This is a genomic window from Selenomonas sputigena (assembly GCF_026015965.1).
In the GTDB taxonomy this organism is placed as follows: domain Bacteria; phylum Bacillota; class Negativicutes; order Selenomonadales; family Selenomonadaceae; genus Selenomonas.
Window position 1 is genome coordinate 1,882,366 of the sequence record NZ_CP110383.1, and the last position, 15,509, is coordinate 1,897,874.

The following is a 15,509-nucleotide window of genomic DNA, read 5'->3' on the forward strand; positions in this document are numbered from 1 at the left end:
AGTCCACAATCATCATGTGTTATACTTATACATGGTGCTACTTAAACGGTAGGCGGTCGATTCTTAGCCCCTGAGAGGGGGCGTTGCCCATGACGATTAACGATTTAATCGCGTTGCTCTTGGTAACGCTTTTTATCCTCGTCGTTCTGAAGGCATAAGAAACCCCGCCTCCGGCAACCAATCGTAGGCGGGGTTTCTTAAACCAAACTTATCATTGGGGCTGACCGTTTACCGGTAGCACCTTTTCTATGCTCATTATACGACACAATGCGTCATTCGTCAAATAACATCCATGCGCCTTGCTTATCCCTCGCTGCCCCAAAGCACCTTGCCGACGCTGCCGCGCTCGATGAGTTGGGCGGGGAAATCGCTGACAGATTCGACGACTTCTCCCGCAAGTATCTTCAACAGCATCTTCGACGCGCGGCGGCCGAGCGCTTCGTAGTCGAAAGCGACGGTCGTCAGCGGCGGATACGTCACAGCGCCCAGTTCGTACCCGCCGAAGCCCACGACGGAGACTTCTCCGGGCACGGCGACGCCGTTCTCATGCAGCGCACGCATGATGCCGACAGCCAGTCCGTCCGTCGCGCAGATGACGGCGCTGGGGCGATAGGCTAGGATCTCCTCGCTCTTCTTGTAGGAGTCTTCAAAGCCAAAGTCCGTCTCCACGAAGTTCACGCTCGCGTTGCGGTTGCCGCGCGAGAAGACCTCGACGAAGCCGTCCTTGCGTGCGACGCCGACGGCCTTGTCCTTCTCCGTGACGCCCACGAAGACGACGCGCTCATGCCCCATGCGACGGATGTAGTCACCGAGCAGACGACCCGCACCGAAATCGTCGGCCTTGATATAGTGCACCTTCTCATGCTGCTGTCCGATGAAGAGCACGGGAATCTCCTGCTCTTTCAGTTCCTTGACAAGCGCGATATGCTCGTCCGTGATGCCAAGAGAAGATACGAGGATGCCGTCGACGCCGAACTGCGCGAGATGTTCAATATTCTTGATTTCACGCGGCATTTCCAGAAACGAGGATTCGAACAATGTCCGGCAGCCGACCTCGTCGAACGCCTTCGCAATTCCCGTGAGCAGCTTGCCGCCCGTCGGCGAATCGACGCGCGGCATGACGATGCCGATCACGCCGCTCTTCTTCGCCTTCAGCCGACGCGCGAAGGCGTTCGAGGAAAATCCCGTCGCCGCGATCGCCTTCTGGATGCGCTCCGCCTTCTCCTCGCTCACATAACCATGGTTTAAATAGCGCGAAACCGTGCTTTTCGACACCTCGGCAATCGCTGCGATATCCTGGATCGTCACCTTGCGTTCCATGTAAATCCCTCCAATTCCCACAAACTTCCCTCTATGCGTTCGAGCTTCCTATCCGCCGAGATCACGAGCTTCGGCTTTTCCTTCTTCGTCGGAAAGACGAAGAAGGAAGCAGCTTCCTCGCCGTCTTGGAAGAAGACTTCGACGGCGGTCTTGTCCTGATAGATGTGCAGTTTCAGCGAATCGCGCACAGCGAGCCGGAAGCGGCGCACGCCGCGCCCGCCGAGCCGCATTCCCGTGCGGTCGAGCGTCATGACGGCGGTCGGCCGCATATAGGAAAGCCGCATATATTCGCCCGCCTCCCTATAAACGAGATCGACATGCACCTCCTGCGCATCGCCGAAGACAATTTCCAGTTCGATTTCCGACTTCTCCGCGAGATCCTGCCCCAACTCTTCTATCCGGCAAGCGCCGAACTTCTGCGCCGCGCCCTTGCGAAGAGCCTTCATCTCTTCAAGCGGCGCAAAAAAGAGCCTGCCGTCCGAAAGGCGCACCTCGCGCGGCATCGTCAGCGAGAAGAGCCAGCCCTCTTCGCGCGTCGGGTACTCTTCCTCGCGCTCGGGCATTCCCATCCAGCCGAAGAGAATCGCACGCCCCTCGTGCACGAATGCCTGCGGCGCATAGAAGTCAAATCCCCGATCAAGCTCATGAAAAGCGCCGTGCTGCAGCTTCAGTGAATCGACGTCGAGCTTCCCTGCGACGTAGCCCGACTGGTAGAGGTTCTGCCAGCGATAGTCCTCGGCGCCAAGCCCCTGCGGCGAGAAGAGCAGCACGTCGCCTTCCGCGAGCTGCAGGAGCGTCGGGCACTCCCACATGTAGCCGAAGTCCGATAGCTCCGTCTTGATCTCGCCCGCAAGCTGCCACGCGCCCTCCTTTTTTTCGTAGAGCACGGCGCGTCCCTTCTCTTCTGTCGTCTGAGCGCCGAGCACGAGGAACTCGCGCCCGTCCTTTACGAAGCGGCTCGGATCGCGAAAATGCGCCGTATAGCCTTTCGGCTCGTGCTCGATGATGATTTCATTCTTCTGCGCGATCCCCTTTTCCGGCTGCCACGTGGCGAGTCTCTGCGCAGGCGTGCGCGCGCCGTCCTCCTTGCGGTTGCACGTGTAGACGAGGCGCAGGGCATCGTCCTCGACGAAGCCCGCGCCCGAGTAGCAGCCGTCCTTGTCATGCACATCGCTCGGCCAGAGCGCAAGCTCGGGCAGGCGATAATGCACGAAATCCTCGGTTTCCACATGCCCCCAGCACTTGTGCTTGTGCTCGACGCCCAAGGGATTCCACTGAAAGAAGATGTGGTACTTTCCCGCGTACCACGAAAGCCCGTTGGGATCGTTGACGAGGCCGAACGGCATTTCGAGATGGAAGTCGTTGTGCCAGCGATGCTGCAAGGGAAATCCCTCGCGCACCTTCGCGTCGATCGCTTCCTTGTCAAACGCCTTGTCGAACGCTTCGTTTGCCATGATCTCACTCCTTCGGATCGAAGAGCGTGTACGTCAGGCCAAAAGCGATGCCAAAGCCGATGACATTGACGATCAGGTATTCGAGGAGATGATCCATGTAGAGCAGCGTGCCCGGCAGAACCGTCACGCCCATGCCCGTGCCCGCGAGGTGCATGATGCCCGACGCCGCTCCCGCGCAGGCGCCGCCCGCGAGCGCGTAAAGGAACGGCTTCATGAAGCGCAGGTTGATGCCGAAGATCGCCGGCTCCGTGATGCCGAGGAACGCCGGAATCGCCGACGAGATGTAGAGGGCGCGCTTCTTCCTGTTCTTCGTGCGCGCCGCGACAGCGACGGCAGCGCCGCCCTGCGCGATGATCGCGCCCGTGATGATCGCGTTGAAGGCGTCGCGCCCCGTCGAGGCGAGAAGCTGAATCTCAAGCGCGTTGAATACATGGTGGATGCCGCTGACGACGATGACCTGATGCAGGCCGCCGACGATGAAGCCGCCGATGCCGAACGGCAGTTCAAGGAACGCACGCACCGCACCGAACACGGCAAGTTCCAGCGTGTGCATGATGGGGCCGACGATGAGGAGGCCGACGATCATGCACGAAAAGAGCGTGAGGAACGGCGTGAAGATGAGGTCGACGACATCGGGGATGAACTTCTTGAGTCCCGCTTCAACCTTTGCGGCAAGGATGCCGAGGACGAGCGCCGGCAAGACCGATCCTTGGTAACCGACGACGGGAATCGAAAGCCCCAAGAGATTCATGTAGATGGGCTGCGCTTCCCCGCTCGCGATCGCGTAGGCATTCGGCAGCTGCGGCGCAACGAGCATGAGTCCGAGGACGATGCCAATGACAGGCGTGCCGCCGAACTTCTTCATCGTTGACCAGCAGACGAGCGCCGGCAGGAAGGCGAACGCCGTATCCGTCAGGATCTGGCTCATGCGCACGAGATTGTCGCTCATCTCGACGCCGAGGTTCTGCAGCATGCCGCGCAAACCCATGAAAAGACCGGTAGCGACGAGCACGGGAATGATCGGCACGAAGACGTCACCGAACGTGCGCGAGATTTTCTGCGCCGTCGTCATCTGCTCGTATGCAGCTTCCTTGTTGGAGCCGCCCGCGAGCGCGGGATTCATGCCGACGAGCACGTCGTAGACCTTGTTGACGAAGCCCGTGCCGAGGATGATCTGGTACTGCGCCGCCGCGAAGAACTGCCCCTTGACGCCGTCGATGTTCTCGACCGCCTTGTCCTCGATCTTATCCTTGTCGTTCAAGATCAGCCGCAGGCGCGTCGCGCAATGCTCAGCGGAGCGGATGTTCGCCATGCCGCCGATGTGGTCGAGAATCTCTCGCGCCACGCGCTCCTCAGCAGGCATCGAGGCATAGGCGGGATTCGGCCCTGCCGGCGCTGCAGCCGCCGCAGGTGTTCCCGCCGCCGCAGGCGCTGCCGCCTCGCTTGCCTCTTCCTCGCCTTCGCCCGGCGAGGAGACCTTCTGCGCGCCCAAAGAGAGCGTAATCGTGCCGTAGTCCGCCGCATTCGTCACAACGACGGGCGTCGTCGTATCGTAACCGGCCGCGCGGATCGCCGCCTCGTCAAACTCGATGAGGAGATCTCCCTTCTTGATCTCGGCCCCCTGCTCCACATGCGCCGTAAAGTGCTTGCCCTCAAGGTTCACCGTGTCGAGTCCGACGTGAATGAGCAGGTCGACGCCCGCCGTCGAATGAAGGCCGATCGCGTGCTTCGTCGGAAAGAGCACCGTGACCTCGCCGTCGAACGGCGCGCGAACCTTGCCCTGCGGATTCTTGACCGCAGCACCGCGCCCCATGAGCTCGCCGGCGAACGCAGGATCGTTGACCTCCTTGAGGGCGATGAGCTCGCCCTCCAAGGGGCTTTCCAACAATAATTCCGCCATTCCCATTCCCCTTTCTATGAAATCGGTTTCATAATTCCACTTTTATCTTACCCCGCGCAAGAATCATTGTCAATAGATTAGAAGGAATGCGCAGCAAAAAGAATTTTTTCGCCCCCATTGACATGTAATCCAGTATGTTATATTATCTTTATTATATACTAAACATGTATGAATAATACCTTCTGCAAAAAAGGAGCGCCGCCATGAAGAAGACGATTGACAGCCACGAGCACACGCACAGCCACGACCATAGCCACGACCACGAACATGTACACACGCATGATCACGACCACACGCACCCTGCCTGGCAGCCGCACACGCACGACGCGGCGCACCCGCACACGCACGGCGGCGTCAACGACTACATGCAGGCGGTTTCCGCCTACCGCAAGACGTTCGCCTCGAAGCAGGATGTGCTCGACAAGACGCCCGATCCCGCCGTGCGCGAGATGCTGCTGCACATGGAACAGATCGGCTGCGATACGGCGTTCGACCGCTTCGATCAGCAGAAGCCGCAGTGTTCTTTCGGCCTCGCCGGCGTCTGCTGCAAAAACTGCAACATGGGGCCGTGCAAGATCACGGCGAAGAGCCCGCGCGGCGTCTGCGGCGCCGATGCCGATCTCATCGTCTCGCGCAACCTCCTTCGGAGCGCTGCGGGCGGCGTCGCCCAGCACGGCGCACACGCGCGCGAAGTGCTGCTGTCGCTGAAGTTCGCCGCCGAAGGCAAACTCAAACTGCCGCTCCTCGGAGCAAAGCGCATCCGCGAGGTCTGCCGTGCCTTCGGCATCAATACGCGCGGTCAGAGCACGCGCCGCCTCGCGAGCCGTCTTGCCGACGTGCTGCTCGCCGATCTCTCGCGCGCCCTGCCCGAAGAGTATCGCTCCATCGCTGCACTCGCCCCCGCTGAACGAAAAGAAGTCTGGCAGAAGCTCGACATCCTGCCGATCAGCGCCTACAACGAGGTCTTCGACGCCTTCCACCGCACGGGCTGCGGCACGGACGGCGATTGGCAGAGCGTCATGAAGCAATTCCTGCGCTGCGGCCTCGCCTTCTGCTACACGGGCGTCGTCGCCGCCAACATCGCGACCGACGCGCTCTTCGGCGTCGGTCATCGCGCGACCTCGAAGGTCAACGTCGGAGCACTCAAGAAAGGCTGGGTCAACATCGCCGTGCACGGCCATCTGCCGACGCTCGTCAGCGAAATCGTGCGCATCGGCCGCACGCAGGAATTCATCGACCTCGCGAAGAAACACGGCGCAGAGGGCATCCAGTTCTACGGCATCTGCTGTTCGTGCCTCGCCGCCATGTACCGCTACGAAGGCGTCATCCCGCTCTCGAACGCTGTCGGCGCAGAACTCGTGCTCGGCACGGGTGCGCTCGACCTCTGGGTCGCCGACGTGCAGGACGTCTTCCCCTCCATCATGGACGTGGCGCGCTGCTTCAAGACGACCGTCGTCACGACGAGCGATGCGGCGCGTCTGCCCGGCGCGGAGCACTATGCCTACGACCACCATCACTCAAACGTCGCCGACACGGAGAAAATCGCACGCAAGATCGTCACGCGCGCCATCGAGAGCTTCGCCGCGCGGCGCGATGTGCCCGTATTCATCCCCGCCTACGAGGTCACGGCAGAAATCGGTTTCAGCGCCGAATCCGTCAGCGAGCGTTACAAGGGATTCGGCGCGATTGCGGAAGCGCTGAAGAGCGGCAAGATCCGCGGCATCGTCAACATGGTCGGCTGCAACAACCCGCGCGTCGTCTACGAGCGCGCCATCATCGACATCGCTGAGGAGCTAATAAAGAACGACGTCCTCATCTTCACCAACGGCTGCGCTTCGTTCCCGCTCTTGAAGCTCGGCTACTGCAGCCTCTCGGCGCTCGCCAAGACGGGCAGGAATCTGCGCGAATTCCTCGGTGAAGACCAGCCGCCCGTATGGCACATGGGCGAGTGCGTCGACAACACGCGCGCCTCGACGATCCTCGGCGGCATGGCAGCAGCGGCAGGAGAGGACATCAAGGACATGCCGTTCGCGTTTGCGAGTCCCGAGTGGGCGAACGAGAAGGGGCTTGACGCCTCGCTCGCCTTCCGCCTCTTCGGCATCAACTCCTACCACTGCGTCGAACCGCCCGTACAGGGCTCGACGAACGTCGAGAACTTCCTCAAGAAGGACACGCAGGAAACGCTCGGCGCCGTCATGACGGTCATCACCGATCCCAAGGCGCTCGCAAAGAAAATGCTCGAAGACATCGACGAAGCGCGTCGGGCGCTCGGCTGGAAAGCGTGCGCACCGCTGCAGCTTTCCGCCTCAGAAGCGAGCGGCGAGACGGATTCCATACCGGCAGCGAAGGCGGCAAACGCATGAAACAAGCAGCAAGAAAGCGCATCCTCCTCGCTTCGCTCCTCGCCGTCGTCGGCGCACTCGCCGCCTTCGGCAGCTACCGAAGCGAAGCCGAGCCGCGAGACGTGCGCACCGTGCGCCTCGCCTACCTGCCGACCACCCATGCCCTGCCGCTCTTTGCCCAAAAGGAAATGGAATCGCCCGACGGTCCCGTCCGGATCGAGCTGATCAAGTACGGCTCATGGCCCGAGCTTATGGACGCGCTCAACACGGGACGCGTCGACGGCGCATCGGTGCTCATCGAGCTTGCCGTCAAAGCGCGCGAACAGGGCATCGATCTCAAGGCGGCGACTCTCGGGCATAAGGACGGCAACATCGTCGTCACCCTGCCCGAGATCGAACGCGTCGAAGACCTCAAGGGCAAAGTCTTCGCCATCCCGCACAAGCAATCGACGCACAAGCTGCTCCTCGACGAGCTTCTTGCCGCCCATGGCATGACGGAACGCGATCTGAAAGTCGTCGAGATGACGCCGCCCGAAATGCCCGCCGCACTCGCGCAGAAACAAATCGCCGGCTACTGCGTTGCCGAGCCTTTCGGCTCGCAGGCCATCGCTCTCGGCGTGGGAAAACTCTTCGCGCGTGATGACGAACTCTGGAACGAAAGCCCGTGCTGCGCCCTCGTTTTCAACGGCAGCTTCGTGCGCGAAAACGAGGAGCTTGCACGCGCGACGGTCAAGGCATACATGGAGGCGAGCGAGCATCTGAGCGAACATCCCGAAAGCCGGACAGAGATCGCCGGCCATTTTCTCAAGACGAAGCCCGCCGTACTGGAAAAATCCTTCGACTGGATCTCCTACGACGATCTCGCCATCAGCGAAGAAACCTACAATGCATTGACCGCACGCATGAAAGCGGCGGGGCTGCTGCAGAAAGCGCCGCCCTACGAAGACTTCGTCGACCGAAGCCTTCTCCCCTGAAAGGTTTGTGATTTATGAAAAACGTCCGGCATCTTATCGGCGCGGCCGCCGTCACTCTCCTCTTTTGGCAGGCGATCTGTGCGTTCAGCGGCTGGCACGAGGCGCTTTTCCCCTCACCTCTCGCCGCCTTCCTGGGATTTGTCGAGCTCATCAAGGACGGTGTGATCTTCGAGGACGTCGCGGCGAGCCTCGTGCGCTTCGCCGTCGGCTACCTCGCCTCCGTCCTCCTCGCGCTCGCTGCAGGTCTCATTCTCGGCTGGTATTCCAAGGTATGGGCGTACCTCAACCCCATCGCGCAGGTGCTTCGCCCCGTCTCACCCGTCGCCTGGCTGCCCTTCATCGTGCTCTTCTTCGGCATCGGCGAAGCGCCTGCCATCGTCATCATCTTCCTCGCAGCGTTCTTCCCCGTGCTGCTCGCGACCGTCGCCGCCGTGCAGAAGCTCGACCCCGTCTATCTGAAGGTCGCGCAAAACTTCGGCATCAAAGAGCCTGCCGTCTTCACGAAGATCATCCTGCCCGCCATCTTCCCGCAGATTGCCACGGGGCTTCACCTCGCCCTCGGCACGGCCTGGGTCTTCCTCGTCGCGGGCGAGATGGTCGGCGCTCAGTCGGGGCTGGGCTTCCTCATCATCGATGCGCGAAACAACCTCAGAGCCGACCTTCTGATGGCAGCAATCCTCACGATCGGCCTTCTCGGACTTCTCTTGGACAGCGCCATGAGCCTTGCCGAGAGGCAGCTTTACCGCGCCTGGGGCATACGAGGAGGGAAATCATGAGCTACATCGAAATACGAGACGTCTGCCGCCACTATGAACAGAAGGGCACACGCTTCACGGCGCTCTCCCACGTCGACCTAGCCATCGAGCGCGGCGAATTCATCTGCCTCCTCGGCCCCTCGGGCTGCGGCAAGAGCACGCTCCTCGCGGCGCTCGCGGGCTTCGACCGCGTATCGAGCGGCAGCGTGCGCATCGCAGGCGAAGAGGTCACCTCGCCCAGCATCAAGAACGTCACGATCTTCCAGAACTACGGCCTCCTGCCGTGGCGCACGGTAGAAAAGAACGTCGAACTGGGGCTCGAAAGCCTCGGCACAGCGCCCGAAGAGCGCGCAAAGATTGCGCGCCGCTACCTCGCCCTCGTCGGCTTGGAGCGCTTCGCCTCGCACCATCCCGCGGAACTCTCGGGCGGCATGCAGCAGCGCGTCGCCATCGCGCGCGCCCTCGCCGTCGATCCCGACATCATCTTCATGGATGAACCATTCGCCGCCCTCGACGCCATCACGCGCATGAGCCTGCAGGACGAGATCTCCGCCATCTGCCGCAAGCAGGGCAAGACCATCATCTTCGTCACGCACGACATCGACGAAGCCGTCGTGCTCGCTGACCGCGTCGTCGTCATGACGCCGAATCCCGGCAAGGTCAAGAGCATCATCGAAGTCGACCTCCACGGCAAACGCGACCGCACGAGTTCCGACTTTCTCCACATCCGTGACCGCATCTTCCGCGAATTCTCCCTGAAGCCCGCCGACAAGACGGAATACTACATATAAAAAGGAAGAGGCGTCCTCTGCACGCAGAGGACGCCTCTTCTCTTTCCCATATCCTTATTCGCTTTTCGCAGCCTCTTTCCAGTTGAGGTTGTCGAGCCATTCCTTGACCAGCGGCTTCACGAGCCTCGGCGTATCGTGGACAAACTTCCCTTCAAGACCGAGACCGTCGAGAACCTTCGCGCCCTTCGCATGGAGCGGGATGTTCTTCTCATTTCCAGTCATAGCATCCGTCAGGGACGTCGAAAACGGAATGATCGTCTTGCCCTCGAAATCATTCGTTTCGAGGAACGTATAGACCGCCATCGGCATATCGCTGCACCAGTTCGGGTAGCCGAGGAAGATGATGTCGTAGTCGGCGAGATTCACCTTCTCCGCAAGCTCCGGCCGCGCGTTCTCCTTCTGCTCACGGCGTGCGACTTCAAGCACCTCCTTGAGCTTCTCCGGATACGCCTCCTTCGTCTTGATCTCAAAAAGATCGCCGCCCACTTCGTCGGCGATGATCTCCGCCAGTGCCGCCGTATTGCCCTTCTCGGTGCGGCCGACGGCATAATTCTCACCCGCGCGAGAGAAATACGCGACAAGCACCTTAGGGCCGCCAAAACCGAAACCGGCAAAGGAACCTTGCAGACTGTACGCCGCAGCAGCCAGGACAGTCAGCAAGACAGCGCCGATCAGCATTGCTTTTCTCAAATTCATGATGGCCTCCTCTCTCTTTCCTCCTCCATTATAAACGATATAAGGGCACAAGAAAAGAGGCGACATGCCTATGCCGCCTCCATTTTGAGGAATATTCTCCCCATCTTGCTTTTCATCACACCTACAGCCTGCGTCAGCACTCGCCACAAACGAGCATCTGCCGCATCCAAGGGAGAAGTTCCTGCTCACCCGCTTGAATATAGGCATTCCATGCCTCTGTATAGCGTGGGAAGTGCATCGTGCTGTGCTCTGCACATTCAATGAGACTCAAAACCTCTTCCTCGCCAACATCCCCCTCGTAGCGCTTCACCCAGGCGATGAGGAAAAACTCCAAGAGTTTCCAACGCGCAACGAGAAGCCGCCAGTCGACAAGAAGCGATCCCTCGTATTTACACGGAAACGCCATGAGGAAAATTTCATTGACAAGGTAGTTCTCTAAAACATGGCCATGTGCAGGCAAGAATTTCTCACGATAAAGCGCCCGATATTCTGCATAAAGCGCCTCCAGTCGTGCGAGGCTGTTCTCTCCCTGCAGTTCGTAGACCTCTGCCACTTGATTGAAAGAGGCTTCCGCCATACCTGCGCGTCGACCCCAAAAGAGCGCATCCCAGTCTCGTCTCTTGACCTCATCCATCCAGCCGAAGAGCCAACGCATGTACGCCGCACTGTCAAACGGCACATACGTCAAAAGCTCGGCGGCAGAGGGCGTCAGATAAAACTCGGCGATGCCCGACAACTCGCGCTCCTCCGTCCCCGCGCCGAGCGACTCGTCCACACGGTCAATGAAGAAACCCAAGAGAGCCAAGCGTTCGTCCAGCGCATAGCGGCGCTGCTGCAAGAGAGCAAGCGCCGTCTCCTGCACGATGCGAAAAGCGTCCGCGTCCATCTTCGGCTGCACCGCCCAGCAAGCATCGCGTAAAAGCGGCGCCTGCACGCGCTCCAGGCGCATAGGATTCTTGCCGAGCAAAAGAAGTTTCCTCGCGATTGGGCAGGTAAGCGTCAAAGAGCCTGACGCCATATTGCCAAGCAAATATGCCACTCGCGGATAAAGCGCACAGGTCGACGACAGATATTCCTCCCCCAGATTTTTTTGCAGGAAACAAAGCCCATCGTCCTCAAGCAGTGCGCAGGCTTTTCCCTCTTCAGCGCGTAGTTTCATGACATATTTGCCATTTTCGCTTCGTTCGACAGCAGAGAGAACACGCCGCCGAATTTTGGTGTTCGGGATTTTCTGATAGAGCGAATAATGCTCTTCATCTACAGGAACACTCCAGCCATGACAGCACTTCGAGCCGCAAATGCTGCCGTCGCACCGAAACTCTGTCACACAGGCAGGACGCAGGGTATCGAAGCAAATCTGCTCCTCAGATGGCATGGAAGTTCACGAGGCGTGCGCCGAAGATGCCGTCGACGGCGGTGATCTTCTGCAGCAGATCTTCGGGGATGTCGTGATCGACGGTCAGCACCATGACGTTCGTGCCTTCCTTGTCCGTGCGGCCAACCTGCATGCTCGAAATGTTGACACCGCGCTCGCCCATCATCGTGCCGACCGTGCCGATGACGCCGGGACGGTTGATGTGCGGGCAGATGAGGATGCGATCGTGCGGATCGACGTCGACGCGATAGCCGTTGATCGAAACGATGCGGCCTTCCGTGCCGAAGAGCGTGCCCTTGACAACCGTTTCTCCCTTCGCCGTCTTGACGCAGACGGCGATGAGGTTCTGGAAGTCTTGCGACTCCTTGTGCTTTACCTCGCGCACCTTGATGCTGCGCTCCTTGGCAAGGCTCGGTGCGTTGACGTAATTGACGTTGAACTCTAGGACGGGGTTCAGCATGCCCTTGATGACGCCCGTCGTGAGCATCTGCGTGTTGACCTCCGTGATGTCGCCACTGTACTCGACGGCAAGCTCCGTGATCGCGCCGTCAGCCAGCGAGCATACCGTACAGCCAAGGCGCTCGGCGAGGTCGAGATAGGGGCGGATGACGTGCATGACGTCTGCCGACACGGGCGCCATGTTGACCGCTGTCAAGACAGGCTCGCCTGAAAGCGCCGCACGGATTCCCTCCGCCACGTCGAGGGCGACGCCGATCTGCGCCTCGACCGTCGATGCGCCAAGATGCGGCGTGAGGATGATGCCCGGCACGCCGACGAGCGGGTTGCCCTCTTCCAAAGGCTCGCTCGTGAAGACGTCGATCGCCGCGCCCGCGACATGCCCAGCCTTCACGGCGTCGGCGAGATCCTGCTCGTTGATGATGCCGCCGCGCGCGCAGTTGACGAGGCGCACGCCCTTCTTCATGCGTGCGATCGCCTTCTTGTCGAGCATGTCCTTCGTATCGGGATTGAGCGGCATGTGCACCGTGATGAAATCCGACTTCTCGATCACTTCATCGAGCGTGCCGACCGCGACGCCCATCGCCTTGGCACGCTCCTCGTTGATGTACGGATCGTAGCCGATGACGTTCATATCGAAGGAGAGCGCACGCTTGGCGACGCCCGAGCCGATGCGCCCCATGCCGATGACGCCGAGCGTCTTGCCGCGCAGCTCGACGCCGACATACTTCTTGCGGTTCCACTCGCCCTTCTGCATCGTCTCGTTGGCGATGGGGATGTTACGGCTCATCGCGAGCATCATCGCCATCGTGTGCTCCGTCGCCGCGATCGTATTGCCGCCCGGCGAATTGATGACGATGATGCCGCGCGCCGTCGCCGCCGCCACGTCGATATTGTCGACGCCGACGCCGGCGCGGCCGATGATCTTGAGCTTCGCCGCCTTGTCGATGACGTCCTTCGTCACTTTCGACGCCGAGCGCACGATAACAGCCTCGAAATCGCTGATGATGTCCAGAAGCTCCTCATGCGAAAGCTTCGGCTTCTCGACAACCTCAAACTTCGGGGAAAGGATGTCAATCGCCTTCTGAGATACGCCGTCTGCTACGAGAATTTTCATATCCATCGCTCCTCTACGACTAGATGTTCACTCCACGGGTAAACTACACGAACAAACGTCCACTCTGTGGACATTGTGCGCCGCCCTTAATGAAAGTTATCCAATCAGTCTGCGCCTTCGGCTTGACTTCTTGGACTTTCATAGTAAACTACACGCACAAACGTCCACTTTGTGGACATTGTGCGCCGCTCTTAATGAAAGTTATCCAATCAGTCTGCGCCTTCGGCTTGACTTCTTGGACTTTCATAGTAATATCATATCATTTTTCCAGCAACTTATCCAGTGGACAATCGTATGGCAAGCATACTTACCGAGAAAACAAAGATTCACTTGACGAAAACACGAAAAAGGGGGTAGAATTGAGTGTATATTTGTATAGGAGTCACTTTTTCACTCTGTCAGGAGGTCTTTCTGTGGAAGCGAATCGCATTTACAATTTCAATCCCGGCCCTGCCACTCTGCCGCTTGAGGTGCTCAAGGAAGCGCAGGCGGAGTTCCTCAATTTCCGCAACTCTGGCATGTCGATCCTCGAGATCTCACACCGCGCCAAGGCGTACGACGAGGTGCACAACCAGGCGAAGGCGGACATCCTCTCGCTCATGGGACTCGGCGACGACTACGACGTGCTCTTCGTGCAGGGCGGCGCGAGCCTCGCTTTCGCCATGGTCGCGATGAACTATGCGACGAAGGAGAAAAAGGGCAGCTATGTGCTGTCGGGCAGCTTCGCAACGAAAGCTTACGACGAGGCCGCGCTCCTCGGTGTCGGCGAGATTGCGGCTTCCTCGAAAGACGGCGGCTTTCGCCATGTGCCGACGCAGGCGGAGATCAAACTCGATCCGAATGCAGCGTATCTTCATCTGTGTTACAACAACACGATCTACGGCACGGAGTATCACTACATTCCCGAGACGGGCGAAGTTCCGCTCTTTGCCGACATGTCGTCCGACATGCTCTCACGTCCCCTCGACTTCAAGAAATTCAGCTTCATCTATGCAGGCGTGCAGAAGAACCTCGGCCCCGCCGGAACCTGCCTCGTCGTCGCAAAGAAGTCGCTGCTCGAAAAGAGCCCTGAGACGCTTCCCACAATGCTTCGCTACTCGACGCACTACAAGAAGAACTCCCTCTACAACACGCCGCCCGCTTTCGGCATCTACATGGTCGGCAAGGTCGCCGCATGGATCAAGGCGCAGGGCGGCCTCGCCGAAATGGCGAAGCGCAACGAGAAGAAGGCGGCGCTGCTCTACGATGCGATCGACAGCTCCGACGGCTTCTACAAGGGACATGCGGACAAGGACAGCCGCTCTTTCATGAACGTCACCTTCCGCCTGCCGAGCGAGGAGCTTGAGAAGAAGTTCGTCGCCGAAGCCGCAGAATACGGACTCGGCGGCGTCAAAGGACACCGCTCCGTCGGCGGCATGAGAGCGTCGATCTACAACGCGATGCCCTACGAAGGCGTAGCCGCTCTCGTCGACTTCATGCAGAAATTCCGCAAGGAAAACTGAGATATGTATAGAGAAGCAAGAACCCGCAGCTGATTTTCAACTGCGGGTTCTTGCTTCTCTGTCTTGTTTTTCGTTATCGTATATGATAACATTGAACCGAGGAGGCTGAAGCATGTCTTGGAATATCGACTTTTATCAAAAAGAAAACGGAGAAATTCCTGCCTACGATTTTCTCCAATCCTTGCCTGCCAAGTTACAAGCAAAAGCGTTCTCCGAAATCGAGTTGCTTGAACAATGTGGCACAATGCTGAAAGAGCCGTATGTGAAACCGATTGTCGGCAAAAAATATCAAGGCCTATGGGAGATTCGCATCCGCTTCGCCTCGGAGAGTGCACGTATTTTCTATTTTATGTTTTTTGGCAACACCTTTGTCCTTCTCCACGGATTCAAAAAGAAAACGATGCGAACTCCGCTAAGGGAATTGGAACGCGCCTTGCAATACAAAGCAGACTATGAGAGGAGGTCTAGAAAATGAAGCCAGGAGTGAGCCTGTCGCATATTCGCGAAAAATTGCTGGAGAATGAGAATTTTGCTTCAGAATATGAGCGACTGCAGCCGCGCTATAAACTGATCGCCCAGATCATAGCCGCCCGCACCGAGCAGAATATGACGCAGAGCGAGTTGGCTCAGCGCATGGGCACGCAGCGTTCGAACATCTGCCGCTTGGAAAGCGGCACATATAATCCATCGTTGGATTTCCTGATTCGTACAGCACATTCGCTTGGAAAAGAACTTCAAATCGAACTTCGATGAATGTTGACTTGCGCAAAAGAGCCGCCCGAAGCTGGAATCCAGCTTCGGGCGGCTCTTTTATACGCTTTTCTTAC

Annotated in this window: 13 protein-coding genes; 7 read left to right on the forward strand and 6 right to left on the reverse strand. The window is 59.0% G+C overall.

Annotation, left to right across the window (positions count from 1 at the left end; genetic code table 11):
• Positions 1–303: 303 nt before the first annotated feature.
• Genes OL236_RS09230 through OL236_RS09240 form a run of 3 tightly spaced genes read right to left on the reverse strand, consistent with a single transcriptional unit; the run spans position 304 to position 4,674 of the window.
• Positions 304–1,320, reverse strand: coding sequence for a LacI family DNA-binding transcriptional regulator (locus tag OL236_RS09230; RefSeq protein ID WP_265070370.1), 1,017 nt, complete (start codon positions 1,318–1,320; stop codon positions 304–306).
• Positions 1,305–2,774 carry a glycoside hydrolase family 32 protein gene (locus OL236_RS09235; RefSeq protein WP_265070371.1) on the reverse strand — a complete coding sequence of 490 codons (1,470 nt, stop codon included), beginning with the start codon at positions 2,772–2,774 and terminating at the stop codon, positions 1,305–1,307. Before OL236_RS09235 ends, OL236_RS09230 begins: the two co-directional genes overlap by 16 nt.
• Positions 2,775–2,778: 4 nt before the next feature.
• Positions 2,779–4,674, reverse strand: coding sequence for a sucrose-specific PTS transporter subunit IIBC (locus OL236_RS09240; RefSeq protein ID WP_265070372.1), 1,896 nt, complete (start codon positions 4,672–4,674; stop codon positions 2,779–2,781).
• 203 nt (positions 4,675–4,877) lie between these two features.
• Between OL236_RS09240 and cooS the strand changes: the two genes are divergently transcribed.
• The 4 genes from cooS to OL236_RS09260 are packed head-to-tail and all read left to right on the forward strand — an operon-like array spanning position 4,878 to position 9,536.
• Positions 4,878–7,037, forward strand: coding sequence for an anaerobic carbon-monoxide dehydrogenase catalytic subunit (gene cooS / locus OL236_RS09245; protein ID WP_265070373.1), 2,160 nt, complete (start codon positions 4,878–4,880; stop codon positions 7,035–7,037).
• Complete coding sequence (locus OL236_RS09250; RefSeq protein ID WP_265070374.1) at positions 7,034–7,990, forward strand: ABC transporter substrate-binding protein; 957 nt, start codon at positions 7,034–7,036, stop codon at positions 7,988–7,990. Before cooS ends, OL236_RS09250 begins: the two co-directional genes overlap by 4 nt.
• Positions 7,991–8,004: 14 nt before the next feature.
• Positions 8,005–8,766 carry an ABC transporter permease gene (locus OL236_RS09255; RefSeq protein ID WP_265070375.1) on the forward strand — a complete coding sequence of 254 codons (762 nt, stop codon included), beginning with the start codon at positions 8,005–8,007 and terminating at the stop codon, positions 8,764–8,766.
• A complete protein-coding gene (locus OL236_RS09260; protein ID WP_265070376.1) occupies positions 8,763–9,536 on the forward strand; it encodes an ABC transporter ATP-binding protein in 774 nt (257 codons plus the stop codon). Before OL236_RS09255 ends, OL236_RS09260 begins: the two co-directional genes overlap by 4 nt.
• 54 nt (positions 9,537–9,590) lie before the next feature.
• Here OL236_RS09260 and OL236_RS09265 read toward each other — a convergent pair whose 3' ends face one another.
• The 3 genes from OL236_RS09265 to serA all read right to left on the reverse strand — a co-directional run bounded on the left by OL236_RS09265 (position 9,591) and on the right by serA (position 13,180).
• Positions 9,591–10,232, reverse strand: a complete 642-nt coding sequence (locus OL236_RS09265; RefSeq protein WP_265070377.1) for a flavodoxin — start codon at positions 10,230–10,232, stop codon at positions 9,591–9,593.
• 133 nt (positions 10,233–10,365) lie between these two features.
• A complete protein-coding gene (fliB, locus tag OL236_RS09270; protein ID WP_265070378.1) occupies positions 10,366–11,607 on the reverse strand; it encodes a flagellin lysine-N-methylase in 1,242 nt (413 codons plus the stop codon).
• The gene (gene serA, locus OL236_RS09275) at positions 11,597–13,180 is read right to left on the reverse strand and encodes a phosphoglycerate dehydrogenase (RefSeq protein WP_265070379.1); all 1,584 of its coding nucleotides are present in this window, start codon (positions 13,178–13,180) and stop codon (positions 11,597–11,599) included. Before serA ends, fliB begins: the two co-directional genes overlap by 11 nt.
• 413 nt (positions 13,181–13,593) lie before the next feature.
• Here serA and serC point away from each other — a divergent pair, with 413 nt between their 5' ends.
• The 3 genes from serC to OL236_RS09290 all read left to right on the forward strand — a co-directional run bounded on the left by serC (position 13,594) and on the right by OL236_RS09290 (position 15,435).
• On the forward strand, positions 13,594–14,682 hold the full coding sequence (serC, locus tag OL236_RS09280) for a 3-phosphoserine/phosphohydroxythreonine transaminase (protein ID WP_265070380.1): 1,089 nt from the start codon (positions 13,594–13,596) through the stop codon (positions 14,680–14,682).
• Positions 14,683–14,794: 112 nt separating this feature from the next.
• Positions 14,795–15,157, forward strand: a complete 363-nt coding sequence (locus OL236_RS09285; RefSeq protein WP_265070381.1) for a type II toxin-antitoxin system RelE/ParE family toxin — start codon at positions 14,795–14,797, stop codon at positions 15,155–15,157.
• Entirely contained in the window at positions 15,154–15,435 is a 282-nt protein-coding gene (locus OL236_RS09290) for a helix-turn-helix transcriptional regulator (RefSeq protein WP_009646139.1), read from the forward strand. The genes OL236_RS09285 and OL236_RS09290 overlap by 4 nt, the downstream gene beginning before the upstream one ends.
• Positions 15,436–15,509: the final 74 nt, after the last annotated feature.